General features: G+C 64.2%; 23 protein-coding genes. 8 read left to right on the forward strand and 15 right to left on the reverse strand.

The annotated features are described in order from the left end of the window. Positions 1-46: 46 nt before the first annotated feature. A complete protein-coding gene (locus JWV26_RS15075) occupies positions 47-439 on the reverse strand; it encodes a hypothetical protein (RefSeq protein ID WP_072423105.1) in 393 nt (130 codons plus the stop codon). Between the two features lie 112 nt (positions 440-551). Here JWV26_RS15075 and JWV26_RS15080 point away from each other — a divergent pair, with 112 nt between their 5' ends. Next, on the forward strand, positions 552-749 hold the full coding sequence (locus JWV26_RS15080) for a heavy-metal-associated domain-containing protein (protein ID WP_196446721.1): 198 nt from the start codon (positions 552-554) through the stop codon (positions 747-749). A 12-nt stretch (positions 750-761) separates the two neighbouring features. Here JWV26_RS15080 and JWV26_RS15085 read toward each other — a convergent pair whose 3' ends face one another. Beyond that, on the reverse strand, positions 762-1,382 hold the full coding sequence (locus JWV26_RS15085; protein WP_072423103.1) for a TetR family transcriptional regulator: 621 nt from the start codon (positions 1,380-1,382) through the stop codon (positions 762-764). Between the two features lie 124 nt (positions 1,383-1,506). On the opposite strand from JWV26_RS15085, the gene JWV26_RS15090 reads away from it, so the two are divergent. The 3 genes from JWV26_RS15090 (at position 1,507) to JWV26_RS15100 (ending at position 7,061) form a co-directional block, all read left to right on the forward strand. Then, positions 1,507-2,658, forward strand: coding sequence for an efflux RND transporter periplasmic adaptor subunit (locus JWV26_RS15090; protein ID WP_074918420.1), 1,152 nt, complete (start codon positions 1,507-1,509; stop codon positions 2,656-2,658). A gap of 5 nt (positions 2,659-2,663) precedes the next feature. Then, on the forward strand, positions 2,664-5,801 hold the full coding sequence (locus JWV26_RS15095) for an efflux RND transporter permease subunit (protein WP_196446723.1): 3,138 nt from the start codon (positions 2,664-2,666) through the stop codon (positions 5,799-5,801). A gap of 90 nt (positions 5,802-5,891) precedes the next feature. Further along, positions 5,892-7,061 (forward strand): multidrug effflux MFS transporter, encoded by a 1,170-nt coding sequence (locus tag JWV26_RS15100; protein ID WP_196446724.1) that lies wholly within the window; start codon positions 5,892-5,894, stop codon positions 7,059-7,061. 9 nt (positions 7,062-7,070) lie between these two features. On the opposite strand, the gene ypfJ is transcribed toward JWV26_RS15100, so the two are convergent. Together ypfJ and JWV26_RS15110 are read right to left on the reverse strand one after the other, a co-directional pair. Continuing rightward, the gene (gene ypfJ / locus JWV26_RS15105) at positions 7,071-7,931 is read right to left on the reverse strand and encodes a KPN_02809 family neutral zinc metallopeptidase (RefSeq protein WP_017678885.1); all 861 of its coding nucleotides are present in this window, start codon (positions 7,929-7,931) and stop codon (positions 7,071-7,073) included. A 54-nt stretch (positions 7,932-7,985) separates the two neighbouring features. Next, on the reverse strand, positions 7,986-8,420 hold the full coding sequence (locus JWV26_RS15110; RefSeq protein WP_074918426.1) for a DUF411 domain-containing protein: 435 nt from the start codon (positions 8,418-8,420) through the stop codon (positions 7,986-7,988). Positions 8,421-8,549: 129 nt separating this feature from the next. Between JWV26_RS15110 and JWV26_RS15115 the strand changes: the two genes are divergently transcribed. Further along, entirely contained in the window at positions 8,550-8,933 is a 384-nt protein-coding gene (locus JWV26_RS15115) for a DUF4345 family protein (protein WP_045734105.1), read from the forward strand. Positions 8,934-8,992: 59 nt separating this feature from the next. On the opposite strand, the gene trmA is transcribed toward JWV26_RS15115, so the two are convergent. Further along, on the reverse strand, positions 8,993-10,081 hold the full coding sequence (gene trmA / locus JWV26_RS15120) for a tRNA (uridine(54)-C5)-methyltransferase TrmA (protein ID WP_206417231.1): 1,089 nt from the start codon (positions 10,079-10,081) through the stop codon (positions 8,993-8,995). A 246-nt stretch (positions 10,082-10,327) separates the two neighbouring features. Further along, on the reverse strand, positions 10,328-11,620 hold the full coding sequence (locus JWV26_RS15125) for an NCS2 family permease (protein ID WP_206417232.1): 1,293 nt from the start codon (positions 11,618-11,620) through the stop codon (positions 10,328-10,330). 199 nt (positions 11,621-11,819) lie between these two features. Here JWV26_RS15125 and JWV26_RS15130 point away from each other — a divergent pair, with 199 nt between their 5' ends. Beyond that, positions 11,820-12,371 carry a DJ-1 family glyoxalase III gene (locus tag JWV26_RS15130; RefSeq protein ID WP_206417233.1) on the forward strand — a complete coding sequence of 184 codons (552 nt, stop codon included), beginning with the start codon at positions 11,820-11,822 and terminating at the stop codon, positions 12,369-12,371. Between the two features lie 96 nt (positions 12,372-12,467). On the opposite strand, the gene ada is transcribed toward JWV26_RS15130, so the two are convergent. Next, on the reverse strand, positions 12,468-13,490 hold the full coding sequence (gene ada / locus JWV26_RS15135) for a bifunctional DNA-binding transcriptional regulator/O6-methylguanine-DNA methyltransferase Ada (RefSeq protein ID WP_206419224.1): 1,023 nt from the start codon (positions 13,488-13,490) through the stop codon (positions 12,468-12,470). Positions 13,491-13,661: 171 nt separating this feature from the next. On the opposite strand from ada, the gene JWV26_RS15140 reads away from it, so the two are divergent. Beyond that, positions 13,662-14,834, forward strand: a complete 1,173-nt coding sequence (locus JWV26_RS15140) for an HD domain-containing phosphohydrolase (RefSeq protein ID WP_074918442.1) — start codon at positions 13,662-13,664, stop codon at positions 14,832-14,834. A 95-nt stretch (positions 14,835-14,929) separates the two neighbouring features. On the opposite strand, the gene JWV26_RS15145 is transcribed toward JWV26_RS15140, so the two are convergent. From JWV26_RS15145 to JWV26_RS15170, 6 genes are all read right to left on the reverse strand, one after another. Beyond that, on the reverse strand, positions 14,930-15,901 hold the full coding sequence (locus JWV26_RS15145) for a peptide ABC transporter ATP-binding protein (RefSeq protein WP_196456552.1): 972 nt from the start codon (positions 15,899-15,901) through the stop codon (positions 14,930-14,932). Further along, positions 15,901-16,875 carry an ABC transporter ATP-binding protein gene (locus JWV26_RS15150; RefSeq protein ID WP_206417234.1) on the reverse strand — a complete coding sequence of 325 codons (975 nt, stop codon included), beginning with the start codon at positions 16,873-16,875 and terminating at the stop codon, positions 15,901-15,903. Before JWV26_RS15150 ends, JWV26_RS15145 begins: the two co-directional genes overlap by 1 nt. 102 nt (positions 16,876-16,977) lie before the next feature. Beyond that, entirely contained in the window at positions 16,978-17,880 is a 903-nt protein-coding gene (locus JWV26_RS15155) for an ABC transporter permease subunit (RefSeq protein ID WP_206417235.1), read from the reverse strand. 117 nt (positions 17,881-17,997) lie between these two features. Further along, positions 17,998-19,008 (reverse strand): ABC transporter permease subunit, encoded by a 1,011-nt coding sequence (locus tag JWV26_RS15160; RefSeq protein ID WP_055984019.1) that lies wholly within the window; start codon positions 19,006-19,008, stop codon positions 17,998-18,000. 162 nt (positions 19,009-19,170) lie between these two features. After that, positions 19,171-20,760, reverse strand: a complete 1,590-nt coding sequence (locus JWV26_RS15165; RefSeq protein ID WP_420890300.1) for an ABC transporter substrate-binding protein — start codon at positions 20,758-20,760, stop codon at positions 19,171-19,173. 178 nt (positions 20,761-20,938) lie between these two features. After that, positions 20,939-21,505 carry a cupin domain-containing protein gene (locus JWV26_RS15170; protein ID WP_021488045.1) on the reverse strand — a complete coding sequence of 189 codons (567 nt, stop codon included), beginning with the start codon at positions 21,503-21,505 and terminating at the stop codon, positions 20,939-20,941. Between the two features lie 187 nt (positions 21,506-21,692). On the opposite strand from JWV26_RS15170, the gene JWV26_RS15175 reads away from it, so the two are divergent. Beyond that, positions 21,693-22,922, forward strand: a complete 1,230-nt coding sequence (locus JWV26_RS15175) for a M24 family metallopeptidase (RefSeq protein WP_206417237.1) — start codon at positions 21,693-21,695, stop codon at positions 22,920-22,922. Positions 22,923-22,975: 53 nt separating this feature from the next. On the opposite strand, the gene JWV26_RS15180 is transcribed toward JWV26_RS15175, so the two are convergent. Both JWV26_RS15180 and JWV26_RS15185 read right to left on the reverse strand, forming a co-directional pair. Continuing rightward, a complete protein-coding gene (locus tag JWV26_RS15180) occupies positions 22,976-24,571 on the reverse strand; it encodes an ABC transporter substrate-binding protein (protein ID WP_206417238.1) in 1,596 nt (531 codons plus the stop codon). Between the two features lie 60 nt (positions 24,572-24,631). Further along, on the reverse strand, positions 24,632-26,230 hold the full coding sequence (locus JWV26_RS15185; RefSeq protein ID WP_072423088.1) for an ABC transporter substrate-binding protein: 1,599 nt from the start codon (positions 26,228-26,230) through the stop codon (positions 24,632-24,634). Positions 26,231-26,252: the final 22 nt, after the last annotated feature.

Genomic DNA, 26,252 nt, shown 5'->3' on the forward strand with positions numbered 1-26,252 from the left:
GTCGTGGCTACAGGATCAACCTTGCCCCCATGGCAAGGTCAAGTCTTCAGTTCAGCATCGGCGCGGCATGCAGTCGCAGGCCATCGCTGCCCATGGCGATGCGATAGCGGCGCACCTCGCCGGCCTGCAGTTCCAGCGACTGACCGGCGAGCTGGTTGATACCGTCCTGACAGGGACCGGTGCCGGTCAGGCCAAGGCGCAGTGAGACGCGGCCAGGCGGCAGGTTGAAGGACACCGACTGGCCCTGATGCAGGCGGGCGGCCATCTGATCGTGCACATACAGCGCCACCTCACAGGTGGTGGCCACCTCCAGGCGTTCGCGCGAGACGATCAGCACCGCGTAGCCTTCTCCCTGGCTGGTCGAGGGCAGCGGTGCCAGTGGTTCTGCCTGAGCCAGAGGCACCAGCAGCAGGGCAAGGGCGGGGCAGAGCAGGCGCATGGCAAGGTCCTCATGCAGAAAACGGCGCGGGTGACATGAAGCAAGGGCTTGACCTTGCCATCGTGGCAAGGTCGAGACTACGCCCATCGACCACTGATTCAAGGAGTCAGCAATGCAACAATTCAAGGTTAGCGGAATGTCATGCGGTCATTGCGTGCGGGCTGTCACCCAGGCGATCCAGGCGCTGGAGCAGACGGCCAGAGTCGAAGTCGATCTGGCCGCGGGCCTGGTGCGAGTGGAGGGCAACCTGGATGCCGCGCAGATACAGGCCACCATTCGTGAAGAGGGTTACGAGGTTGCCCCCGCGTAGAGCTCGGGCCTGCTAAGGCCACTGCCGCAGCAGGCCGCGAAAGCAGCTGTCGATCATCGCCGGGGTATCGGTCTGGGCATCGAACAGATTGGGATCGCGCAGCCAGTCACTGAACAGGCCGACGAGTAGTGCATGCAAGGTGCGTGAGGCCAGGCGCGGGGTGATGCCCGGCTGCAGGTATGGCTGCACGGTCGACAGGGCGAACTGCTGTTCGCACAGGTCGATGAACTGATTGACGAAGGTCTCATGACGCTCCTCGGCCTCGCGCAGTTCCTCGGTGAACTCGCAGCGGCGCAGCAGCACGGTGAGGATGCGCCGGCGCTGTTCGTCGAGCACCAGATTGGCCATGGCTTCTATGCACAGATCGCGCAGCAGCTGCAGCGATGACAGGCCATCGACCGCCGCCAGTTGCTGGGCCAGCGGCTCCAGCGGCAGGCGTACCTGATTGAGCATTTCGTGGAACAGGTGCGCCTTGTTCTGGAAGTGCCAATAAACCGCGCCGCGCGTAACCCCGGCATGTCTGGCGATATGCTCGAGGCTGGTATGGGCGACCCCACGCTCGAGGAACAACTGTTCCGCAGCAGCGAGGATGGCGCAGCGGGTTTTCTCCGCATCTTCTTTGGTTCTACGCATGGCGATCCGGTTAATTGGAACTAGGCTCAGATTGTGCCGAGTTTACCGATTTTGCCCCGCCTGCTGGTGGCGGGCTTGGTTGTCCTGCTTCTGTCCCGTGTCTAGCCAAGGAGAGGAATGCCTCATGCCCTTCGTTCGTCTGGTCGGTTTCTGCCTGCCCTTCAGCCTGGTCCTGCTGGCCGCGAGCATCGAGGCTGCCGACGCGCCACCAACAGCGGTGACGGTCGAGCAGATCAAGGCCGGCGAACTGCCCATCGTGCTGGAATATCCAGCGCGAACCACCGGTTACCGAGAGGTGCAGGTTCGGGCCCAGGTCGGCGGCATCCTGCAGGAACGCACCTATCAGGAGGGTAGTCGGGTGCAGAAGGATCAGGTGCTGTTTCGCATCGATCCACGCCCTTACGAGGCTGCCCTGGCCCGTGCCAAGGGCGCGCTGGCGCAGGAACAGGCGCGTTTTCGCCAGACCGATCGCGACCTCAAACGCATCCGTGAACTGCAGAAGAAGGGCTTCGCCAGCGAGAGCGAACTGGACAATGCCATCTCCAATTTCGAGCAGAGCAAGGCCAATATCGAGGCGGCCCAGGCCGAGGTTCAGTCGCGCCAGATCGACCTCGACTACACCACGGTCAAGGCGCCGATCACCGGCATCACCAGCAAGGAAAGCGTCTCCGAAGGCAGCCTGATCGTCGCCGGCGACCCTAGTGCCAGCCTGCTGACGCAGATCACCCAGCTCGACCCGATCTTCGTCAACTTCGCCTACCCGGACGCCGAGGCCGAGCGCCTGCGCCGTGAACTGTCCGAAGGCAGCCTGGTGCCACCGAGCAGCGGCAAACTCAGTGTCGAGGTGTATTTCGGTGATGGCTCGGCCTATCCGACAGCGGGCGAAGTGGATTTCACCGACAGCCTGATCGACCGCGGTACCGGCACCGTCAGCGCCCGGGGCGTGGTGCCGAACCCCGAGCAGAAGCTGCTGCCCGGGCAGTTTGTGCGCGTGCAGGTCAAGGGCTTGACCCGTCCCAACGCCATCACCGTACCGGAGCGCTCCGTCGCTCAGGGGCCGCGTGGCACCTTCGTCTATGTGGTGGACGAGCAGAGCGTCGCGCGCATGCGCCAGGTCACCACGGGCGATACGGCTGGCGGCCGCTGGGTGATTCTGGCCGGTGTCAGCGATGGTGAGCGGGTGATAGTTGACGGTCTGGCCAAGGTACGACCGGACAGCCCGGTGCAGGTCGAGGAGGCGAAGGCAGCCACGCCAGCCAGTCCGGCGCAGGAGTAACGACCATGATCTCGCGCTTCTTCATCGACCGTCCGGTGTTCGCTACCGTCATCTCCATCGTCATCGTGCTCGCCGGCCTGGCTGCGATGCGCGCGTTGCCCATTGCTCAGTACCCGGAAATCCTGCCGCCGCAGGTGTCGGTGAGCGCCGCTTACCCTGGCGCCAGTTCGCAGGTCATCGCTGAAACCGTGGCGGCGCCGCTGGAGCAGGCGATCAACGGCGTCGAGGACATGATCTACCAGCTGTCCAACTCCTCCAGCAGCGGGGCGATGAGTCTTACGGTGTACTTCGCGGTCGGCACCGACCCGGACCAGGCCACCATCAACGTCAACAACAAGGTGCAGGCGGCATTGGCCAAGCTGCCCGAGGAAGTGCGCCGCCAGGGTGTGAAGGTGGAGAAGAAGTCGTCCGACATTCTTCAGGTGATCACACTCTATTCGCCGGATGATTCGCGCGACCCGATCTTCATCAGCAACTACGCGCTGATCAACGTCATTGACGAGCTCAAGCGCCTCAAGGGCGTTGGCGATGCCAGCCAGTTCGGTTCCAAGGACTATTCCATGCGCATCTGGCTGCGCCCGGACAAGCTGGCGCAGTACAACCTGACACCGACCGATGTGGTCAACGCCATTCGCGAGCAGAATTCGCAGTTCGCCGCCGGCAGTTTCGGCCAGCAACCGTTGAAGGAACCGCAGGACTTCACATACACAGTCACCACGCAAGGGCGATTCACCGATCCGAAGGAGTTCGAGAGCGTCATCCTGCGTACCGACGATACCGGTGCCAGCCTGCTGCTCAAGGACGTGGCGCGGGTCGAGCTGGGTGCGCAGGACTACTCGCTGGTCACCACCCTCAATGGCCAGCAGAACGCCGCTTTCGGCATCTACCTGCAGCCCGGCGCCAACGCCCTGGACACCGCCGAGGCGGTCGAACGCACCATGCAGCGCTTGGCCAAGCGCTTCCCCGAGGGCATCGCCTACAAGATCCCCTATGACACCACCAAGTTCGTCCAGGTCTCGATCACAGAGGTGATCCACACCTTCTTCGAGGCGCTGGTGCTGGTGGTGCTGGTGGTGTTCATCTTCCTGCAGAACTGGCGCGCCACGCTGATTCCGGTGCTGGCCATTCCGGTGTCGCTGGTTGGCACTTTCGCCGGCATGTACATGCTGGGTTTCTCCATCAACCTGCTGACCCTGTTCGGCATGGTGCTGGCCATCGGCATCGTGGTGGACGATGCCATCGTGGTGATCGAGAACGTCGAGCGGGTGATGCGCACTCAGGGGCTGAATGCGCGCGAGGCCTCGATCAAGGCGATGGAGGAGGTCACTGGGCCGATCATCGCCATCGTCCTGGTGCTCTGCGCGGTGTTCGTGCCGGTGGGTTTTCTCGGCGGCCTGGCGGGGCAGATGTACAAGCAGTTCGCGATCACCATCGCGGTGTCGGTGGTGATTTCCGGCATCGTCGCCCTGACGCTTTCGCCCGCACTCTGCGCCTTGTTGCTCAAACCTGGCCACCATGAACCGGCTGCGCCATTTCGCGCCTTCAACCGCTTCTTCGACAGGGCCACCGAGGGCTATGGCGCGGGGGTGCGTTTCTTCCTCAAGCGTTCGCTGGTCGGCCTGCTGCTGTTCGGCGGCATGATCGCGCTGATCATGCTGCTGTTCTCACGGGTGCCCGGCTCGCTGGTGCCCGATGAGGATCAGGGCTATGTGATCAACGCCTATTACCTGCCGCCGGCCGCCTCGCTCAATCGCACCGAGGCGCTGAGTGGGGCGGTGAGTCAGCAGCTGATGGAGCATCCGGCAGTCGAAGACGTAGTGACCTTCGCCGGTTTCGATGTGCTCACCTTCGGCGTGCGCAGCAACGCCGGGGTGTCCTTCGTGCCGCTCAAGGACTGGAGCGAGCGCACCACGCCCGAGCTCGATGCGCGCAATCTGACGCGCGAGTTCATGGGTATGGGCGCCGCGCAGAAGGATGGCCTGGTGTTGTCGTTCAACCCACCGCCGATCACCGGCATGAGTACCACCGGTGGCTTCGAGTCCTTCATTCAGGATCGTTCCGGTGGCAGCGTCGAGCAGCTCGGCGAGAAGGTCCAAGCCTTCGTCGAGGCCGCCAGCAAGCGACCGGAGCTGGCCGGCATTCAGAGTACCTTCAGCGCCAACGTGCCGCAGTACTACATCGATCTGGATCGGACCAAGACGCGGGCACTGGGCGTCAGCGTCAGCGATGTGTTCACCGCGATGCAGGCCACCTTCGGCAGTTACTACGTCAACGATTTCACCCTTTACGGACGTACCTGGCAGGTCAGCCTGCAGTCGGAATCGGAGTTCCGCCGCAAGCCGGAAGATCTTGGCCAGGTCTACGTACGCTCCAGCAGTGGCGATCTGGTGCCGCTGTCGACCCTGTTGCGCGTGCGGCGCATCCTCGGGCCGGACTCCTATGACCGTTTCAACGTCTATCCCTCGGCCAAGGTCCTCGGTGGCCCGGCACCGGGTTACAGCTCCGGGCAGGCACTGGCGGCGATGCAGGAAGTGGCCGATGAGGTGCTGGGTGAGGACTACAGCCTGGGCTGGATCGGCTCGGCCTACCAGGAACTGGCGACTCAGGGTTCGGGCACCCAGGCCTTCGTCTTCGGCCTGATTCTGGTCTTCCTGATTCTTGCCGCGCAGTACGAGCGCTGGACGCTGCCGTTGGCGGTGGTCACCGCCGTGCCGTTCGCGGTGTTCGGGGCGATTCTCGCAGTGTGGCTGCGCGGCATTCAGAACGACGTGTACTTCCAGGTCGGCCTGGTCACCCTGATCGGTCTGGCGGCGAAGAACGCCATCCTTATCGTCGAGTTCGCCGTGCTGCTGCGCGCCGAAGGCAAGGGCATCTTCGACTCGGCGCTGGAGGCGGCCAAGCTGCGTTTCCGCCCCATCGTGATGACTTCGCTGGCCTTCATCCTCGGTTGCGTGCCGCTGGCCATCAGCTCCGGTGCGGGTTCGGCCAGTCGCCACTCCATCGGCACCGGGGTGATCGGCGGCATGCTCGCGGCCACGCTGTTGGCCACCTTCCTCATCCCGATGTTCTACCTGCTGGTGGAGTCGGCGGCGCAGCGGGTGAGCCAGCGCGGCAAGGCCAGGGAAGAACAGCCGCCGCATTGATAAGCGCGAACCGTCGTTCGGCGATCCGCGCTTTCATCTGCGGCCTGGTCGGTGAGATGATTAGCCGGCTAACAATTTTGCGGATTATTCATGAACCTGCGAACCCTGCTGATCCTGGGCGCGCTGTGCGCCTTTGGCCCCTTGGCCATCGATTTCTACCTGCCAAGTTTCCCCACGCTGGCCCAGCAATTCGGCACCGACGTCGAACATATTCAACTGTCGCTGGCGGCCTATTTCGTCGGTATCGCCATTGGCCAGCTGTTCTACGGGCCGTTGGCGGATCGTTTCGGTCGCCGCGTGCCGCTGTTGGTCGGGGTGGCGTTGTTCACCGTGGCATCGCTGGCTTGTGCCCTGGCACCGAACCTGGAATGGCTGGTGACGGCACGCTTCGTCCAGGCCCTCGGCGGCTGCGCCGGGATGGTGATCACCCGTGCGGTGGTGCGCGACCTGTGCGATCCACTGGCTTCGGCCAAGGTGTTCTCGCAACTGGTGCTGGTGATGGGCCTGGCGCCGATTCTCGCGCCTCTGGGGGGCGGGCTGCTGCTCAACACGCTGGGCTGGCCGTGGATCTTCCATAGCCTGGCGATTTTCTCCGGCCTGTGCCTGCTGGCCGTGCTGTTGTGGTTGCCGGAGACCCGTCCGCAGCATCTGCAACCGGCGCCGCTGAGCGGCGCCTTCGGCCAGTACCGCGCGCTGTTGGGCAATGCACCGTTCATGGGCTACAGCCTGGCCGGCGGTGTGGCGATGGCCGGCATGTTCGCCTATATCGCCGGCTCGCCCTTCGTGTTCATCGAGCTGTACGGCGTGCCGGCCGAGCATTATGGCTGGCTGTTCGGCAGCAACGCGGCAGGCTTCGTGATCATGGCGCAGGTCAATGCGCGTCTGGTGCTGCGCGGCGGCCCGGCGCTGTGGCTGCGGCGCATGGTGCTGGTGTACCTGACCAGCGGCCTGTGCCTGCTGGCGTTGGCGCTGTGGCAACCGGCGCAGCTGTGGCCGCTGCTGATTCCGTTGTTCATCTGCGTCGCCAGCCTCGGTTGCGTGTTGCCCAATGCCACGGCTTGCGCCATGGCCGGGCAGGGCCGGCATGCCGGCAGCGCTTCCGGGCTGCTGGGTAGCATGCAGTTCAGCGTGGCGGCCAGCGCTTCGGCGCTGGTAGCTTTCCTGCACGATGGCTCGGCCATGCCCATGGCGCTGGTGATCGCCCTGTGCGGCGCTGCTGCCTGCGGCTTTGCCTGGTGGAGCAAGCGCTTCGTGGTGTGAGCCGGCGGGTTACAGTCGCGCGACCTTGAAGGTGTCGCAACGGCCCGGCTGACCACTCTCGAAGCCGGTGCTGAACCAGCGTACGCGCTGCTGCGAGGTGCCATGGGTGAAGGCGTCCGGCACTACCTGACCACGCGACTGCTTCTGCAGGCGGTCATCACCGATGGCGCTGGCCGCGTTGAGGGCTTCTTCCAGGTCGCCGGCCTCGAGCCAATCGTGGCGTCGCTGCGCATGATGGGCCCAGACTCCGGCCAGGCAGTCGGCCTGCAGTTCCTGGCGCACCAGCAGGCCGCCATCGCCTTCGACCCGCTCGCCGCGCTGGCGCGCCGCGTTGACTTTGGCCGATACGCCCAGCAGGGTCTGTACGTGATGGCCGACTTCATGGGCGATCACGTAGGCCTGGGCGAAGTCGCCGGCAGCGGAGAAGCGTTGCTCCATCTCGCGGAAAAACGCCATGTCCAGATACACGCGCTGATCACCGGGGCAGTAGAAGGGGCCAACCGCCGAACTGGCGAAACCGCAGGCGGAATTGACGCCGCCGGAGAACAGCACCAGTTGCGGATCGCGATACTGCTGGCCGGCCTGCTGGAACAGCTCGCGCCAGGTGTCTTCGGTGTCGCCGAGGATGGCGCGGACGAACTCGCTCTGCTCGTCATTCGCCGCTGGCGCGCTCTGCGTCTGGGTAACCTGCGGCTGGGTGGCCTGGCCGGCGATCTGGCCGAGAATCTGCAGCGGGTCCTGGCCCATCAGCAGGCCGACAATGACGATCACCGCTACGCCGCCGAGGCTCAGGCCGCCGCCTAGGCGCCTGCCGGAACGGCCGCGCGCATCCACCACGTTGTCACTACGTCTACCGCGTTGCCAGCGCATGGCGGCACTCCCTGGTTGCTGATCGCTGCAGTGTAGCTGCCCCCCGTGCCCGACTCAGTTGGCCGGGTAGTCACTGAGCAACTGATCCTGGCGCTCGCGATCCAGGCCGATGACCTGATAGGCATCGACACGGTCGCCATACTCCATACCGGGCGAGCCCACGGGCATGCCGGGTACGGCAGCGCCGATCAGATCCACGCGCTCACGCAGTTTGAGAATGTCGGCGGCCGGTACATGACCCTCGACGAACTTGCCGTCGATCACGCCGGTGTGACAGGAGGCCAGGCGCGGCGGCACGCCCAGTCGCTGCTTGAGCGCACTCATGTCGGCCTCGACATGATCGTTGACGGTGAAGCCATTGTCCTGCAGATGGCTGATCCAGGCCTTGCAGCAGCCGCAGTTGGCATCGCGGTGCACATCGATGGTCAGGGGCTCGCTGGCATGAGCCAGGCTGGTGAAGAGGCAGAGGGCGAGCAGGGAACGACGCATGGCAAGGCTCCAGATAATCGAGCGCTCAGCATAGCGCCGACATAGCGGCTGCCCAAGCCATTGCGACTATGCGTCGCGACCAGTGGCGGCCTATGCTGGCGGCAGCCACTCATTGCCTGGAAGCCGCCGATGCTGTTTGCCCGAATCGTCCTGTCGATCCAGATCGCTGCCTTGCTCGTGTTGGGGCTGGCCTACTTCATACGGCCCGAGGAAATGGCCAGCTTCAGCGGCGCGTTGCTGATGGGCAATGCGGCGGTGACCGAAGTGCGTGCCTATTATGGCGGGCTGCAACTGGGCCTGGCGGCTTATCTGGCGATGGCGCTGCTGCGCATGGATTTGCTGCGCCCGGCGCTGCTTTTGCTGGTGCTGCTGTACAGCTCGCTGGCGCTGGCGCGCATTGCCGGGCTGTGGCTGGACGGCGGCGCACAGCAGACCTTCAACCTCTACGCGTTGCTGCTCGAAGTGGTGTCGGCCGGGCTGGCCTGGTGGGCGTTGCGCGGCTTGTCACGCTGAGCCGTTCGGCCACTGGGCAGCAGGCAAACCCGGATTGCATCCGGGCTACGAGGGGCGGTTCAGCGCCGCTCCAGCAGCACACCCGCTTCCATATGGTGGGTGTAGGGGAACTGGTCGAACAGCGCGCTGCGCGTCACCTTGTGAGTATCGTTGAGCTGGGCGATGTTGGCGGCCAGGGTCTCCGGGTTGCAGGAAATATAGAGGATGCGCTCGAAACGGCGAGTCAGCTCGCAGGTGTCCGGGTCCATGCCGGCGCGCGGCGGGTCGACGAAGACGCTGCCGAACTCATAGCTCTTGAGGTCGATGCCGGCCAGGCGGCGGAACGGGCGCACCTCATTCAGCGCCTGGGTCAGCTCCTCGGCGGAAAGGCGCACCAGCTCGACATTGTTCACACCGTTATCAGCCAGGTTGGCCAGGGCGGCGTTCACTGAGGTCTTGCTGATTTCGGTGGCCAGTACGCGGCGTACGTGGGTGGCCAGCGGCAGGGTGAAGTTGCCGTTGCCGCAGTACAGCTCCAGCAGGTCATCGTCGCGCTGACCAAGGGCGTCATAGGCCCAACCCAGCATCTTCTCGCAGACCTTGCCGTTGGGCTGGGTAAAGGCGCCTTCCGGTTGGCGATAACGGAAGCTGCGCCCGGCTACGGTCAATTCTTCTTCCACATAGTCGCGACCGATCACCAGGCGCTGACCGCGGGAGCGGCCGACCAGGCTGACGTTCAGCTCGGCGGCCAGCTTTTCCGCCTCGGCTTGCCAGACGTCGTCCAGCGGGCGGTGGTAGGCCAGAGTGATCAGCGCATCACCGGCCAGGGTGGTGAGGAACTCGACCTGGAACAGTTTGAACGACAACGCTTCGCTGGCCTGCCAGGCAGCGCGCAGGCGCGGCATCAGCTCGTTGATGCGCAGGCTGGCGATGGGGAAGTCGTCGAGCAGGATCGGCGTGTGTTTGTCGCCCGGGGCGAACATCGCGTAGTGGCGCTGGCCGTCTTCACGCCACAGGCGGAACTCGGCTCGCATGCGGTAGTGCTCGCGCGGCGAGTCGAACACCGCAGGCTCCGGCGCGCCGAAGGGCGCCAGCAGTTCGACCAGAAGGGCCCTCTTCTCGGCGAGTTGGGCGTCGTAGGTGGCGGGGTCGAATGCGGGGCGGCTCATCGGTCACTCATGGGGCAGAAAAACGGGGCGCCATTGTAGCGGAGGCGATGCTGCCGTGCCCGGCTGGCGATAATTGGTGTGCGGGACGCGGAGCGTCCGGGGAGGCGTTCCCACGCGTAGCGTGGCAACACTCATGACGAGCGCTGACGGTGGGCTGAAGCGGAACGCCGCCCGGCCCACCCTACGCAGATGGTCCGGGGTGCAGCGTAGGGCGTACTCGCGAAGCAGTACGCCGTTATCGGTCGATCAGGCGAAGTAGGCCAGTTTGACGATGAACAGGGCCGAGAGCACCCACATCGCCGGGTTCAGTTCGCGCCAGCGGCCGGCCAGTACCTTGACTGCGGTCCAGGCGATGAAGCCGAACGCGATGCCGTTGGCGATGGAGAAGGTCAGCGGCATGGCCAGTGCGGCGACCACCACCGGGGCGGCTACGGTCAGGTCGTCCCAGTCGATCTGCGCCAGGCTGCTCATCATCAGCACGGCGACGAACAGCAGTGCAGGCGCGGTGGCATAGGCCGGCACGGCGCCAGCCAGTGGAGCGAAGAACAGGGCCAGGAGGAACAGCGCGGCGACCACGCAGGCAGTCAGGCCGGTACGCCCGCCGGCACTGATGCCGGCAGCGGATTCGATGTAGCTGGTGGTGGTGCTGGTGCCCAGCGCGGCGCCGGCCATGGTCGCGGTGCTGTCGGCCAGCAGGGCGCGGCCCAGGCGCGGCATCTTGCCGTCCTTGTCCAGCAGGTCGGCCTTTTGCGCCACGCCGACCAGGGTGCCGGAGGTGTCGAACAGGTCGACGAAGAGGAAGGCGAAGATCACGCTGATCAGGCCGATATCCAGCGCGCCGGCAATATCCAGCTGCAGCAGGGTCGGCATCAGCGACGGTGGCATCGACACCACGCCCTGCAGCTCGGACAGGCCGAGGACAATGGACAGGCCGGTGACCAGCAGGATGCCGATCATCACCGCGCCGGTGACCTTGCGATAGGCCAGGGCGGCGATTACGAAGAAGCCCAGGCAGGCCAGCAGCGCGCCGCCCTTGCTCATGTCGCCAAGGCTGACCAGGGTGGCCGGATGATCGACCACGATGCCGGCGTTCTTCAGTGCGATGATCGCCAGGAACAGGCCGATGCCGGCGGCGATCCCGGCGCGTAGCGCCAGGGGGATGCTGTTGATGATCCACTCGCGGATCTTGAAGATCGACAACAGGAAGAAGATCGCGCCGGAGAGGAACACCGCGCCCAGAGCGGTCTGCCAGCTGTAGCCCATGGTCATCACCACGGTGTAGGTGAAGAAGGCGTTGAGGCCCATGCCCGGCGCCAGGGCGATCGGGTAGTTGGCCAGCAGGCCCATGATCAGCGAGCCGATGGCGCCAGCCAGGCAGGTGGCGACGAACACCGCGCCGTGGTCCATGCCGGTCTTGGCCAGCATTTCCGGGTTTACGAAGAGGATGTAGGCCATGGTCAGGAAGGTGGTGATCCCGGCCAGTACCTCGGTGCGCACCGTGGTGTTATGGGCTTTGAGTTGGAACAGTCTTTCCAGCATGGTGGCTCCCCGAGGCGCGAGCGCGCCGAAATTGATCTGCACAAAGCAAAGCACATCCGTCCATGCAGGCCGGAAAATTGCTCGATCTGGCAAAAGCCGCGCATCATACCAGCAAGGTTTTGCCGGGTGAATTTACGGTCTGTCGTGTCTTTTTATGACCAGTTGGACAGTTTCATTTTCTGTCTGAAGGAGTGGTGAGATGAGCAAGCGAGCACTGATTGCAGTCGCCGATGGTGTCGAAGATCTCGAATGCGTGACGCTGATCGACGTGCTGCGCCGCGCCGATATCGAGGTACTGGTAGCGAGTATCGAAGAGCGCAGGATGATCACCTGCGCCCGCGGCACCCGACTGACCGCCGATGCCATGCTGGTTGACGTGTTGGCGCAGGACTTCGACCTGATCGTCCTGCCCGGTGGCATGTCGGGTGCGCAGCATCTGGCTGACTTCGAACCGCTGGCCGAGCGCGTTCGCAAGCAGGCCAAGGCGGGCGAGCTGTTCGCCGCGATCTGCGCTGCGCCCGCGTTGGCCTTGCAGAGCTACGGGGTGCTCAGGCAGCGGCGCATGACCTGCTATCCGGCGTTCAGTGATCGACTGAGCGGTTGCACCTTCGTCGATGAGGCGGTGGTGGTCGATGGCAACTGCATTACCAGCCAGGGCCCGGGAACGGCATTGGCGTTTGCCCTGACCCTGGTGGAGCAACTGGTCGGGCGCGGCACGCGCACCGATGTGGCCAAGGCGATGCTGGTATAGAAGCCCCAGGAGCACTGGTGCGCACGGCGCACCCTACGGCCGTTTGTGCGCATCGAAGGGTAGGGTGCGCCGCGCGCACCGCGAATCCGCGACACCCTACGACTGTTCCTGCTCCAGCAATTGGCGCTTGCGCTGCAGTCCCCAGCGGTAGCCGCTGAGGCTACCATCGCTGGCCACCACGCGATGACAGGGCAGCAGCAGGCCGATGGCATTGCTGGCGCAGGCACGGGCAATCGCCCGTGGGTGACTGTGCAGTTGTCCGGCCAGATCGGTGTAGCTGCGGGTCTCGCCACTGGGAATGTTCTGCAGCGCCTGCCAGACCCGTTGCTGAAAGGCCGTGCCGCGAATGTCCAGGGGCAGATGGGCGGCGCGCTCGGGTTCTTCGAGTTGCGCCAGCACTTGCTGCAGCCAGTTGCGCAGACCCTGTTCATCTTCTTCGAGCTGGGCGGCGGCGAAGCGCTGTTGCAGTTCGACGCGTAGCGTTTGCGGCTTATCGCCAAACAGCAGGGCGCAAACGCCCTTGTCGCTGGTGGCCAGCAGCACCTGGCCGAGCGGGCAGGGAGCAATGCTGTAACGCAGGCGCTCGCCAGCGCCGCGTTGGCGACGTTGCGCGGGGCTCATTGCCTGAGGCTGTTCATACAGCGCACGGGTCCCAGAATAGCCGGCAGCCAGGGCAGCATCGAGCACATTGTCTGCCTCTGGCAATTGAGCATCCAGGCGTTGGCGGCGCTGCGCCGCCGCCCAGGCATTGGGCGTCATCCCGGTGCGCGCCTTGAACGCCCGGGCCAGATGCGATGGCGACAGGCCGATGCGTGCCGCCAGCTGCGGCAGCGTCAGGCGTTGCTCGCCACTCAGAAGCGCACAGGCAGCTGCAACCAGCGCATCGAGTTGCTGCGCTGGGCTTTGCCCCTGCGGTGAGCAGCGCTTGCACGGGCGAAAGCCGGCTGCCTCGGCACTGGCTGCATCGGCATGGAAGCTGACGTTGTCGCGCCGTGGTCGCCGCGCAGGACAGTTCGGCCGGCAGTAAATACCGGTGCTGCGTACGGTGAAAACGAAGCGCCCGTCGAACGCCTCATCACGTTCGCAAACGGCCTGCCAACAGCGTTCCTGGTCAAGCATGGAGCAGCCCTTGTGCTGACGATCTTGCTGACGATTGTCGACTGCGTTCACCGCTCTGCCAATCCGCATTGCACTTTCAAAGCCCTGTCGAGGTCATTTGTATGACGGCCTGAGCGCAACTGCGGCCCAGCGCCTTTAATGATGGATAGGCAAGTGCCAACGGAGATCGCCATGCGCGGGATGCTCGATAGACCGGAGCAGGAACTGATTCTGGTTGTGGACGATGCAGTCGACGCGCGCCAGCGCCTCGGCGCGCTGTTGGCCGACCGCTACCAGGTAAGGCTGGTTGGCAGCGAGGAGGCGCTGCACGCCGCCAGGTCGCGACCGCAGCCAGACCTGATTCTGCTGGGCTGGCAGGACGACTACGCGCTCTGTCGTGGGCTCAGGACCGATCCGCAGACCCGCCATATCCCGCTGATCCTGGTCACCGGTCGCAGCGATGCCGCTGACGAGCAGTTGGGCTTCGACCTCGGCGCTGCCGACTACATCACCAAGCCGGTCAGTGCGCCCATCGTGCTCGCGCGTGTTCGAGCGCAGCTGCAGCTCAAGGCGGCCACCGATTACCTGCGTGACAAGAGCGAGTATCTGGAGCTCGAGGTCAAGCGCCGTACGCGCGATATCCAGAACCTGCAGGATGTCACCATCGAGGCCATGGCCAGCGTTGCCGTCATGCGTGACAACCCGAGCAGTCGTCGCCTGGAGCGTATCGAGCGCTACATGACCTGCCTGACCGCAGCGTTAGCGCGGCAGCAGCCTGCCTTGTCGGAGTCTCTGAACGAGGAACGCATCGCCCAGTTGGGCAAGTCGGCCATGCTGCATGTGATCGACCGACTGACCCTGCCGGATCGTGTGCTGCTCAGCCACGGCGAGCCGGATGAAAATGACCTGCGTCTGCTGAGCGAGGGGGTGATCGCCGGCCGGGACGCGTTGGAGCGAGCCGAGCGCAAGCTGGGCAGCGTCACCAACTTTCTCTCCGATGCCAAGGATATCGTCTATGGCCAGCACGAGCGCTGGGACGGCAAAGGCTATCCGCAGGGGCTGCTCGGCGAGCAGATTCCGCTTTCGGCGCGGCTGATGGCGCTGGTGGGGCACTTCGAAGAGCTGAGCTGTCGGCATCCCTACCTGCCACCCATCAGCCCGGCGCAGGCGGTGGCGCAGATCAGCGCGGCCAGCGGCACGCGCTTCGACCCCATGGTGGTGCTGGCCTTCGTCGAAGCTACGACGGAGTTCCTGCATATCGCCGAAACCCTGGCCGACGACGCCGCCGCGGTCGGCGTGGAGTTGCAGCGGTTGGAGGATTCGTTGGCCGAAAGCATCGAGTTGACGCTGCCGCCGACGCCATGATGTAGCGCCGCTCAATCCATCGCTTGGGACCGGTGGCTGGCATTTGACCTGTAGGGTGTGCCGCGAGCCCCTACCGCGCGGCGCGCCATGGCCTGCTAGTCGACGATCCGCTCCACATGATGGCAGGCCACCTGCCGCGTATCGATCAGGCGCAGCTCAGGGCGTTCGCCGCGGCAGCGTTCGTCGGCATGCGGGCAGCGCTTGTGGAAGGCACAGCCGGATGGCGGGTTCAGCGGATTGGGCAACTCGCCACTGATCTTCATCCGTGGCTTGTCCGGATCGGGATGAATCGCCGGCGTTGCCGACAGCAGGGCGCGAGTGTAGGGGTGCAGCGGGCGGGCGTAGAGCGCCTCGGCCGCGCCCATCTCCACCGGGCGGCCTAGGTACATCACCAGCACGTCGTCGGCGACATGGCGCACCACCGCAAGGTTGTGCGAGATGAACACGTAGCCGGTCTGGTACTGCTCCTGCAGGTCCATGAACAGATTGAGCACCTGCGCCTGGATCGACACGTCCAGCGCCGAGGTCGGCTCGTCCGCCACCAGCACCTTGGGCTGCAGCATCATGGCGCGGGCCAGGGCGATGCGCTGGCGCTGACCACCGGAGAACATGTGCGGGTAGCGCTGGTAGTGCTCGGGGCGCAGCCCCACCTGCTGCATCATCGCCTGCACCTTCTCACGGCGCTCGGCACGCGACAGGTCGGTGTTGATCAGCAGCGGTTCGGCCAGCTGGTCACCGATCTTCTGCCGCGGGTTTAGCGAGGCGTAGGGGTTCTGGAACACCATCTGCACGTCGCGGCGCAGCTGTTTGCGCTCGGCATGGCTGGCGCCGGCCACCTCGCGTCCGGCGATTTGCAGGCTACCGGCGCTGGGCTCTTCGATCAGGGTCAGGGCGCGGGCCAGGGTGGACTTGCCGCAGCCGGACTCGCCAACCACCGCCAGGGTCCTGCCGGCCTCCAGGCTGAAAGACACGCCGTTGAGCGCCTGCACCAGTGCCGCGGGTTTGAACAGGCCGCGCGAGACGCTGTAGTGGCGGGTCAGCTCACGGGCTTGAAGTACGGTGCTCATCAGGCCACCTCCGCCGGGGGGACAAGAGGAAAGAAGCAGCGCGCGGCGCCTCGCTCGTGTGCGTCCAGGGTTGGGCGCTCGTCGCGGCAACGCGGCTGCACATAGGGGCAGCGTGGTGACAGCAGGCAGCCCTGTGGGCGGTCATAACGGCCGGGCACGATACCGGGCAGGGTCGCCAGGCGGCTGGCACCGGCGCTGTGTTCGGGGATCGCCTTGAGCAAGGCTTCGGTATAGGGATGACTGGGCGCATCGAACAGAGCTGGCACCTGGCCCAGCTCCACCGCTTGCCCGGCGTACATCACGCAGACACGCTGGGCGGTTTCAGCCACCACGGCCAGGTCGTGGGTGATCAGCACCAGGGCCATGCCCTGGTCGCGCTGCAGATCCAGCAGCAGCTCCATGATCTGCGCCTGGATGGTCACGTCCAGCGCAGTGGTGGGTTCGTCGGCGATCAGCAGCTTGGGTTCGGCGGCAATCGCCATGGCGATTGCCACGCGCTGGCTCATGCCGCCGGAGAGCTGATGCGGGTAGGCATCGAGCCGACTGGCAGCGCCAGGTATCTCGACCCTTTCCAGCAGCTCCAGGGCGCGAGCGCGCGCCGCTTTGCCTTTCAGACCGAGGTGCTGATGCAGCACTTCCTCGATCTGGAAGCCTACGGTGTAGCTGGGATTGAGCGCGGTCATCGGGTCCTGGAAGACCATGGACAGGTCCTTGCCGACGATACGCCGACGCTGCCGGCCCTTCAGACGCAGCATGTCGGTGCTGTCGAACTGCATGCAATCGGCCTGGACGATACCGGGCGCGTCGATCAGGCCCATCAGCGCCATCATGGTCACCGACTTGCCGGAGCCGGACTCGCCGACGATGGCCAGCACTTCACCTTTTTCCACACTCAGATCGAGCCCGTCGACCACCGGCACGGCGTCGGCCGCGCCGAAACGTACGGAGAGGTTGCGGATATCCAGCAGGCTCATCGGGCGCCCTCCGTGCGTAGGGTGAGCGATGCTTCTCCCGTCCACGCTGCGCAGCTGTGGTGCGCCATGCGCACCGAGATCATCTTGTGCATATGGCCCTCCTCAGATGGCGTTCTTCAGTTTCGGGTCGAGGGCGTCGCGCAGGCCGTCACCCATCAGGTTGATCGCCAGTACGCTAAGCAGAATCGCCAGGCCAGGCAGGGTCACCACCCACCAGGCGCGTTCGATATAGTCGCGCGCCGAGGCCAGCATGGTGCCCCACTCGGGTGTCGGCGGTTGTACGCCGAGGCCGAGAAAACCCAGCGCGGCGGCGTCGAGAATCGCCGAGGAAAAGCTCAGGGTGGCCTGCACGATCAGCGGCGCCATGCAGTTGGGCAGCACGGTGAAGAACATCAGCCGGGGCAGGCTGGCGCCGGCCAGTTGCGCAGCGGTGACGTAGTCGCGGTTCAACTCGCCCATCACGGCCGCGCGGGTCAGGCGTACGTAGGAGGGCAGCGAGACGATGGCGATGGCGAAAATGGTGTTGATCAGCCCTGGGCCGAGGATGGCGACGATGGCCACCGCCAGCAGCAGCGAGGGCAGCGCCAGCATGATGTCCATCAGGCGCATGATGCCAGGGCCGAGCAGGCGCGGGAAAAAACCAGCGACCAGGCCCAGCAGGATGCCGGGAAGCAGCGACAGCACCACCGAAGCCAGGCCGATCAGCAGCGACAGGCGTGCACCGTGGATCAGGCGCGAGAGCAGGTCGCGGCCCAGCTCGTCAGTGCCGAGCAGGAAGCGCCACTGACCGCCGTCCAGCCAGACCGGCGGGGTGAGCAGGAAATCGCGATACTGCTCGCTGGGATGGTGCGGCGCGAACCAGGGCGCGAACAGCGCGCAGAACACCATCAGCAGCATGAAGCCGAGGCCACAGACGGCACCCTTGTTATGGCTGAAGGCTTGCCAGAATTCTTTCAGCGGCGAGGGATAGAGCAGGCTCTGGTCGAGGCTGGTAGCTGCAGTCATGGGCATACCCCCTGGGTAGGGTGCGCTGTGCGCACCGATGGTTGGTCGCCGCTATTGGGGCGCACGGCCTGGGCGGCCCCGCGCGCCCCTAGGGTCTGTCGATTCATCACGCCTTCCTCACTTCTGATGGCGAATACGTGGATTGGCCAGGCCATAGAGGATGTCCACGGTGAAGTTGACCAGGATCACCAGGCAGGCGATCAGCAGGATGCCGTTCTGCACCACCGGGTAGTCGCGGGCGCCGATGGCTTCGATCAGCCACTTGCCGATGCCCGGCCAGGAGAAGATGGTTTCGGTCAGCACTGCGCCGGCCAGCAGGGCGCCAACCTGCAGACCGAACACGGTCAGCACCGGGATCAAGGCATTGCGCAGGCCATGCACGAAGACCACCCGCGTCGGCGACAGGCCCTTGGCGCGCGCGGTGCGGATGTAGTCCTCGCGCAGCACTTCGAGCATGGCCGAGCGGGTCATCCGCGCGATCACCGCCAGCGGAATGGTGCCGAGCACGATGGCCGGCAGGATCAGGTGGCGCAGTGCGTCGACGAAGGCACCTTGCTCTTCGGAAAGCAGGGTGTCGATCAGCATGAAGCCGGTGACCGGCGGAATGTCGTAGAGCAGGTCGATACGCCCGGATACCGGCGTCCAGCCCAGGCCCACCGAGAAGAACATGATCAGCAGCAGGCCCCACCAGAAGATCGGCATCGAATAGCCGGTCAGCGAGATGCCCATCACCCCGTGGTCGAACAGCGAGCCGCGCTTGAGTGCAGCGATTACCCCGGCGATCACGCCGAGGGTGCCGGCGAACAGCAAGGCAGCCAGGGCCAGTTCGACAGTGGCGGGAAACAGGGTGAGAAACTCTTTCCACACGCTTTCACGCGAGCGCAGTGACTCGCCCAGGTTGCCGCTGGCGAGCTGGCCGATGTAGTCGAAATACTGCGCATACAGGGGCTTGTTCAGCCCCAGGCGTTCCATGGCCTGAGCGTGCATTTCCGGATCGACGCGGCGCTCGCCCATCATCACCTCCACCGGGTCACCGGGGATCAGGCGGATCAGCGCGAAGGTCAGCAGGGTGACGCCGAAGAAGGTGGGGATCAGCAAGCCCAGGCGGCGTGCAATGAAGCTCAGCATGGCGGTGGGTAACTCCTAATCAGAACGGTATCGAACAGCCTGGAAATCTGGCGATTCCTTCGAGCATGTTGCAGGTTAGCTGTTCGATCACGACGTGCCCCGGGCGTTTGCCCGGGGCGTCGTTCAACGGCGCTCGCGCAGCGGCGGTCGCGCAACGGGCTATCAGTTGTTGCTGACACCGATGAAGCTGTTGCGCCCGAAGGGGCTGATCTGGAAGCCTTCGACGCTGCTGCGCATCGGTTGGTAGACCGTGGAGTGAGCGATCGGCGTGATCGGCACTTCGCGCTTGAGAACGACCTGGGCCTGACGATACAGCTCGCTGCGTTGCTCCTGGTCGGTGACGCGCTTGGCGGCGACCACCAGCTTGTCGTATTCGCTGTCGCACCACTTGGAGAAGTTGTTGCCGTCTACCGAGGCGCAGCCGTACAGGGTGCCGAGCCAGTTGTCCGGGTCACCGTTGTCGCCGGTCCAGCCGATCAGCATGGCGTCGTGTTCACCGGCATGGGCGCGTTTGATGTATTCGCCCCACTCGTAGCTGACGATGCGCGCCTTGATACCCACCTTGGCCCAGTCGTTTTGCAGCATCTCGGCCATCAGCCGCGCATTGGGGTTGTAGGGCCGCTGCACAGGCATGGCCCACAGGGTGATCTCGGTGCCTTCCTTCACGCCAGCGGCCTTGAGCAGCTCCTTGGCTTTCTCCGGGTCGTAGGCGGCATCCTTGATCGACTCGTCGTAGGACCACTGGGTCGGTGGCATGCCGTTCACGGCCAGCTGGCCGGCGCCCTGGTACACGGCGTCGATGATGGCCGCCTTGTTCACGGCCATGTCCAGCGCCTGACGCACTTCGCGCTTGTCGAACGGCGCGCGGGTGACGTTGTAGGCGATGTAGCCGACGTTGTAGCCAGGCTCGGTCGGTACATTGAGATTCTTGTCGGCCTGCAGACTCTGCAGGTCGGCAGGGCGCGGGTTGAGGGTGACGTGGCATTCGCCGGCGCGCAGCTTCTGTGCGCGCACCGAGGCGTCGGTGTTGATGGAGAAGATCAGGTTGTCGATCTTGACGTCATCGGGTTTCCAGTAGGCCTGGTTGCCCTTGAAGCGGATCACCGCGTCCTTCTGATAGCGGCTGAACACGAACGGGCCGGTGCCGATGGGTTTCTGATTGATGTCGGCGGCCTTGCCTGCCTTGAGCAACTGGTCGGCGTATTCGGCCGAATGTATCGCGGCAAAGCTCATCGCCAGGTTCTGCACGAAGGCGGCGTCGACGGCATTGAGGGTGAAGACCACGGTCATGTCGTCGGTCTTCTCGATCTTGGCGATGTTCTTGTCCAGGCCCATATCGGTGAAGTAGGGAAATTCGCTGGGGTAGGCCTGGCGGAACGGGTGGTTGCGATCGAGCATGCGCTGATAGGTGAACAGCACATCGTCGGCGTTGAAGTCGCGAGTCGGCTTGAAGTAGTCGGTGGTATGGAACTTGACCCCTTCGCGCAAGTGGAAGGTGTAGGTCAGGCCGTCCTCGCTGATGTCCCAAGAGGTAGCCAGTGAAGGTTGTGCCTTGGTGCCGCCGCGCTCGAATTCGGCGAGGCGATTGAAGATGGTTTCCGAGGCCGCGTCGAAATCGGTGCCGGTGGTGTACTGGCCAGGGTCGAAACCGCCCGGGCTGCCTTCGGAACAATACACCAGGTTGCTGGCGTGGGCGAACGAAGCACTGGTGAGCAGTCCTGCGGTAAGCAGGGCCTTGCACAGGGGAGACATACGCATGCGAACCTCTTTTTTCTTTTTGTTCGCGCCTCGGTGCAGCGCGAGCTCGGTATGCGGTGAAGGCGGGTAGCCCACCGGGTCGGGCTCGAAATTAAGTCATGCTGAAATTGTGGTCAACAAAAATTAAGCAGCACTAACATTGCGCATATTCGCCCTGAATTGGGGCAAAAAATCACTCGCTGGCGGGGTGATCGCCGAAAAGCGCCATGGTGGTCATGGTCAGCACTTCGGCCGGGGCATCGGCGGTATTGGCCAGGCGATGCAGCTTGCCGGCATCGAAATGCACCGAGTCGCCGGGGCCGAGGGGGTAGTCGCGACCCTCGATGGTGTAGACGATCTGCCCGCTGAGCACGTAGGAGAATTCCACGCCCTCATGCGCGATCAGTTCAGACTGATAACCCACCGGAATGTTCATCTTCACCGCGTTGATCGAGTTGCCGGGAAATGAGCTGGACAGGCGCTCGTAGGCCAGCAACTGACCGCCTACGGTGTAGCGCACCCGTTCGTTGACGTGAGAATCCGGTTGCGCCTGGGTGGGCTGATCGAACAGCACGTTGAGCGGTACATCGAGTGACTTGGCGATGCTCGCCAGCGACGATAGCGATACGCCGGTCAGGTTGCGTTCTGCCTGGGACAGGAAGCTGGCGGTCAGGCCTGCGTCTGCCGCTACCTGATTGAGGGTCTTGCCGGCGGCCCGCCGGTAGCGGCGCAAGCGTTCGCCAATGCGATCTGCGGTCATGGAGGTGGCTCGCTGTTCGGGTCAGCGCAGTATACCCATGAGGCGCAGGGACTTCAGCCCGATGCCGGCGCGCTTTTTAAGTACAGCTGAAAAAATCTTTGACCGAAATTTAAGTTGCACTTAAATTTTGCCGCAGCAAATTGCCCGGTGACGATGGTCGTCGTGGGCGCCAGACGAGGATGCGCAGATGACACTGGGAGTGGGTGGCAGTACGCCGGAGCAGGCTTTGGCGCGCCTGCAGAACATGATGGCCGGCGCTGAACCGATCACTGAGGCTGAATACCAGACGCGCATCGACCGCGCTCAGGCGTTGATGCGCGAGCAGGATATCGCCGCGCTGTTTCTGGCTGCCGGCAGCAACCTGCAGTACTTCACTGGTGTGCAGTGGCATCCCAGCGAACGTATGGTCGGGGCGATTCTGCCGGCCAGCGGTGCACTGGAGTATCTGGCGCCGGCGTTCGAGGAAGGCACGGTGCGCGATTTCCAGGTGGTGCCCGGCGTGATCAATACCTGGCAGGAGCACGAAAGCCCCTATGCGCTGCTTCTGGATTGCCTGAAGCGCCTGGGAATATTGCCCAATGATGGTGCGCCGCCGAAGGTAGGTCTTTGTTCTTCTTTGCCTTTTTTCATGTTTGAAGGCATTCGCCAACTGACCAGCGGTTATCGCTTCGTCGATGCTGGCGGCATCACCACGGCTTGTCGCCAATGCAAATCGTCTGCCGAAATCGCCCTGATGCAGCGCGCCAAGGACATGACCCTGGAAGTGCACAAGGCCGCTGCGAGCATCCTCCATGAAGGTATCAGCACCACCGAAGTTGCCGAGTTCATCCACCAGGCGCATCGCCGTGTCGGTGCGCCTGGCTCGACCTTCTGCATCGTGCTGTTCGGCGCAGCCAGTGCCTTTCCGCATGGGGTCAAGCATGCGCAGCGTCTCAAGGACGGTGACATGGTGCTGATCGACACCGGCTGCAAGGTGCACAGTTACCTGTCGGACATCACCCGCAGCTACGTTTTCGGCACGCCCAGCGCGCGTCAGCGCGACTTCTGGAGCAAGGAGAAAGCCGCGCAGCAGGCGGCGTTCGAGGCAGCCATCCTGGGGGCGCCCTGTTCGTCGGTGGACGCCGCGGCCCGGCGTAGCCTGCAGGCCGCAGGGCTTGGGCCTGGCTACAGCTTGCCAGGCTTACCGCATCGTACCGGTCACGGTATCGGCCTGGACATTCACGAGGGGCCTTACCTGGTTGGCGGCGATGACACTCCGCTGGCAGAGGGCATGTGCTTCAGCAACGAGCCGATGATCTGCGTGCCGGGCGAGTTTGGTATCCGTCTCGAAGACCACTTCTACATGACCGCCGACGGCCCGCGCTGGTTTACCCAACCCAGCCATTCGGTGGACGACCCCTTCGGTCTGGGCGTTTAACCAGGCCTAGGTCGGGCCGTAAGCTCTTTTCATCGGGATCGAGCCATGGCCGTTCATGGCACGTTCACCCTGGAAAAGTTGTTCGAGCCCATCGGGCTGAGCACGAAGCCTTCGACGCCCTTGCGCAGCGCTGCGAACTGCTTGGGGTGGGCGAGGGCAATCCACGGCGTCTGCTCATGGAAGATCGCCAGCGCCTGGCGATACAGCGCGGCGCGTTTGCTCTGCTCGGGCTCGCGGCGTGCCTGGGTGATCAGGGCATCGAAGGCCTTGTCGCACCAGCCTGCCTGGTTCTCGCCGCTCTCGGCCGCGGCGCAGGACAGATTGGGGGTGAGGAAGTTGTCCGGGTCGCCGTTGTCGCCGGCCCAACCCATGAACACCAGGTCGTGCTCGCCATTCTTGGCGCGCTTGATCAGCTCGCCCCACTCGAATACGCGAATGTCGCTGCGAATGCCGATGGCGGCGAGATCGGCCTGCAGCATCTGCGCGCCGATACCCGGGTTGGGATTGGTCGGTCCGCCGCCGGGGCGGGTCCAGATCGACAGGGCAAAGCCATCAGCGTGACCAGCCTCGGCCAACAGTTGGCGGGCCCGCTCGGGATCGTGCGGCCAGTCGGTGAGCGCGGGGTCATGGCCCCAGAGCGTCGCCGGGTAAGGCGCCACGGCCGGTGTGGCGTTGCCTTCGCCATACTGCGCGCGAATGTAGGCGGCTTTGTCGAACGCCAGATTCAACGCCTGACGCACACGCACATCGTCCAGCGGCGGGTGGCGGGTGTTGATGCCGATATAGGCGGTCAGCAGCGAATCCAGTTCCAGTACCTGCAGTTTCGGGTCGGCCTTCAACGCCGGGATATCCACGGGGCGCGGGTAGAGGGCGATCTGACAGTCGCCGGCTTTCAGGCGTTGCTGGCGCACGTTGGGCTCGGGGGTGATGGCCAGTATCAGTCGCTCGACTTTCGGCGCGCCGCCCCAGTAATCCAGGTTGCCGCGAAAGCGTACCTGGGCGTCCTTGGCGTAGCGCTCGAAAACGAAAGGCCCGGTGCCGATGGGCGCATTGTTCAGGCGTTCGGGTTGGTTCGTTGCGAGCAGATGGTCGGCATATTCGGCCGAGTAGATCGAGGCGAAGCCCATGGCCAGGTTGGCCAGGAAGGGCGCCTCCGGGTGTTTGAGGACGAAGCGCACGCGGTGTCCGTCGAGCTTTTCCACGCGCTTGATCAACTGCGCCAGGCCCATGGCCTCGGCATAGGGGAAACCGCGCAGCGACAGCTTGTGCCAGGGGTGAGCCGGATCGAGCTGGCGCTGGAAGCTCCACAGCACGTCGTCGGCGTTGAATGTGCGGCTTGGCGTGAAATCCTTGTTAGCGTGGAATTTCACTCCCTTGCGCAAGGTGAAGGTGTAGCTCAGGCCGTCATCGGCTATTTCCCAGCTTTCTGCCAATGCCGGGACGATTTCGGTGCTGCCAGGGGCGAAGGCCACCAGGCGTTCGAACAGGGTTTCCGCCGTTGCATCGGCGGTGGTAGCTGCGGTGTATTGAACGATGTCGAACCCTTCCGGGCTGGCTTCACTGCACACCACCAAGTTGGCCGCCTGGGCCTGAGCAGCGAGCAGCGCGGCAAACAGCAGACCGCCGCGCAGTAGGGGCAAGGTAGGCATGGTGACTCCTGGTTGAACGACCTGCAATCGGCGCCCCTTTCAGGGCGCCGATGCGGTTTGTTACTTGCCGATACCTACACCATAGAACGAGTTGATGCCGAACGGGCTGATGCGGAAGTCCTGCACTTCCTTGCGCATCGGCTGGTACACGGTGGAGTGGGCCAGCGGCGTGATCGGCACCTCACGCTTGAGGATCACCTGCGCCTGCTTGTACAGCTCGGTGCGTTCGGCCACGTCGGTGGTGCGCTTGGCGGCCTTGACCAGTTTGTCGTAGTCCTCGAAGCACCATTTGGAGAAGTTGTTGCCGTCGACCGCGTCGCAGCCATAGAGGGTGCCGAGCCAGTTGTCCGGGTCACCGTTGTCACCGCTCCAGCCGATCAGCATGGCGTCGTGTTCGCCGGCCTTGGCGCGCTTGAGGTACTCGCCCCATTCGTAGCTGACGATGCGCGCCTTGATGCCGATCTTGGCCCAGTCGGCCTGCAGCATTTCAGCGATCTGCCTGGCGTTGGGGTTGTACGGACGCTGTACCGGCATGGCCCACAGGGTGATCTCGGTGCCTTCCTTGACGCCTGCAGCCTTGAGCAGCTCCTTGGCCTTTTCCGGGTCGAAGGCCGGGTCCTTGATGTCTTCGTTATACGACCACTGGGTCGGCGGCATGCCGTTGACCGCGAGCTGCCCGGCATTCTGGTAAACGGCATCGAGAATCGCCTGCTTGTTCACCGCCATGTCCAGCGCCTGGCGCACTTCCAGTTTGTCGAACGGCGGGTGGGTGACGTTATAGGCGATGTAGCCGACGTTGAAACCGGCCTGCTCGGGCATCTGCAACTTGGCGTCCTGCTGCAGCGAGGCGATGTCGGCCGGGCGCGGGAACAGGGTGACGTGGCATTCGCCGGCACGCAGTTTCTGCATGCGCACGGACGAGTCGGTGTTGATGGCGAAGATCAGGTTGTCGATCTTCACGTCATCGGGTTTCCAGTAGTCCTGGTTGCCTTTGTAGCGGATCACTGCGTCCTTCTGGTAGCGGCTGAACACGAAGGGGCCGGTGCCGATAGGTTTCTGATTGATGTCGGCGGCCTTGCCGGCCTTGAGCAACTGATCGGCGTACTCGGCGGACTGGATCGAGGCGAAGCTCATCGCCAGGTTCTGCACGAAGGCTGCGTCCACCTCGTTGAGGGTGAAACGCACGGTCAGGTCATCGAGCTTCTCCAGTTTGGCGATATTGCTGTCCATGCCCATGTCGGTGAAGTAGGGGAACTCGGTGGGGTACGCCTTGCGAAACGCATGGTCCTTGTCGAGCATGCGGCCGAAGGTGAACAGCACGTCGTCGGCGTTGAATTCGCGGCTGGGTTTGAAGTACTCGGTGGTGTGGAACTTCACCCCGGGGCGCAGCTTGAAGGTGTAGACCAGGCCATCCTCGGACACTTCCCAGCTTTGCGCCAGGCCGGGCTCGACCTTGGTGCCGCCCCGCTCGAACTGGGTCAGGCGGTTGAAGATGGTTTCCGCGGCGGCGTCGAAATCGGTGCCGGTGGTGTACAGGCCGGGGTCGAAGCCGGCGGGGCTGCCTTCGGAGCAGAACACCAGGTTGGCGGCGCTGGCGAGGGGAGCGCTGGCGATCAGCCCAGCGGTAAGTAAAGCCTGGAGAATGGCGTTCTTGCGCATCTTGACCTCATCGTTGTTGTGG

Origin of the sequence: Ectopseudomonas toyotomiensis (genome assembly GCF_017167985.1) — a bacterium.
Classification (GTDB): domain Bacteria; phylum Pseudomonadota; class Gammaproteobacteria; order Pseudomonadales; family Pseudomonadaceae; genus Aquipseudomonas; species Aquipseudomonas toyotomiensis.

Coding starts and splice junctions, on each gene's coding strand:
- JWV26_RS15080 (WP_196446721.1), top strand. CDS start 552: ATGCAACAATTCAAGGTTAGCGGAATGTCATGCGGTCATTGCGTGCGG.
- JWV26_RS15160 (WP_055984019.1), bottom strand. CDS start 19,008: ATGCTGAGCTTCATTGCACGCCGCCTGGGCTTGCTGATCCCCACCTTC.
- JWV26_RS15130 (WP_206417233.1), top strand. CDS start 11,820: ATGAGCAAGCGAGCACTGATTGCAGTCGCCGATGGTGTCGAAGATCTC.
- JWV26_RS15090 (WP_074918420.1), top strand. CDS start 1,507: ATGCCCTTCGTTCGTCTGGTCGGTTTCTGCCTGCCCTTCAGCCTGGTC.
- trmA (WP_206417231.1), bottom strand. CDS start 10,081: ATGAGCCGCCCCGCATTCGACCCCGCCACCTACGACGCCCAACTCGCC.
- JWV26_RS15100 (WP_196446724.1), top strand. CDS start 5,892: ATGAACCTGCGAACCCTGCTGATCCTGGGCGCGCTGTGCGCCTTTGGC.
- JWV26_RS15125 (WP_206417232.1), bottom strand. CDS start 11,620: ATGCTGGAAAGACTGTTCCAACTCAAAGCCCATAACACCACGGTGCGC.
- JWV26_RS15115 (WP_045734105.1), top strand. CDS start 8,550: ATGCTGTTTGCCCGAATCGTCCTGTCGATCCAGATCGCTGCCTTGCTC.
- JWV26_RS15170 (WP_021488045.1), bottom strand. CDS start 21,505: ATGACCGCAGATCGCATTGGCGAACGCTTGCGCCGCTACCGGCGGGCC.
- JWV26_RS15075 (WP_072423105.1), bottom strand. CDS start 439: ATGCGCCTGCTCTGCCCCGCCCTTGCCCTGCTGCTGGTGCCTCTGGCT.
- JWV26_RS15085 (WP_072423103.1), bottom strand. CDS start 1,382: ATGCGTAGAACCAAAGAAGATGCGGAGAAAACCCGCTGCGCCATCCTC.
- JWV26_RS15175 (WP_206417237.1), top strand. CDS start 21,693: ATGACACTGGGAGTGGGTGGCAGTACGCCGGAGCAGGCTTTGGCGCGC.
- ada (WP_206419224.1), bottom strand. CDS start 13,490: ATGCTTGACCAGGAACGCTGTTGGCAGGCCGTTTGCGAACGTGATGAG.
- JWV26_RS15145 (WP_196456552.1), bottom strand. CDS start 15,901: ATGAGCACCGTACTTCAAGCCCGTGAGCTGACCCGCCACTACAGCGTC.
- JWV26_RS15180 (WP_206417238.1), bottom strand. CDS start 24,571: ATGCCTACCTTGCCCCTACTGCGCGGCGGTCTGCTGTTTGCCGCGCTG.
- JWV26_RS15140 (WP_074918442.1), top strand. CDS start 13,662: ATGCGCGGGATGCTCGATAGACCGGAGCAGGAACTGATTCTGGTTGTG.
- JWV26_RS15110 (WP_074918426.1), bottom strand. CDS start 8,420: ATGCGTCGTTCCCTGCTCGCCCTCTGCCTCTTCACCAGCCTGGCTCAT.
- JWV26_RS15155 (WP_206417235.1), bottom strand. CDS start 17,880: ATGACTGCAGCTACCAGCCTCGACCAGAGCCTGCTCTATCCCTCGCCG.
- JWV26_RS15150 (WP_206417234.1), bottom strand. CDS start 16,875: ATGAGCCTGCTGGATATCCGCAACCTCTCCGTACGTTTCGGCGCGGCC.
- ypfJ (WP_017678885.1), bottom strand. CDS start 7,931: ATGCGCTGGCAACGCGGTAGACGTAGTGACAACGTGGTGGATGCGCGC.
- JWV26_RS15185 (WP_072423088.1), bottom strand. CDS start 26,230: ATGCGCAAGAACGCCATTCTCCAGGCTTTACTTACCGCTGGGCTGATC.
- JWV26_RS15165 (WP_420890300.1), bottom strand. CDS start 20,760: ATGTCTCCCCTGTGCAAGGCCCTGCTTACCGCAGGACTGCTCACCAGT.
- JWV26_RS15095 (WP_196446723.1), top strand. CDS start 2,664: ATGATCTCGCGCTTCTTCATCGACCGTCCGGTGTTCGCTACCGTCATC.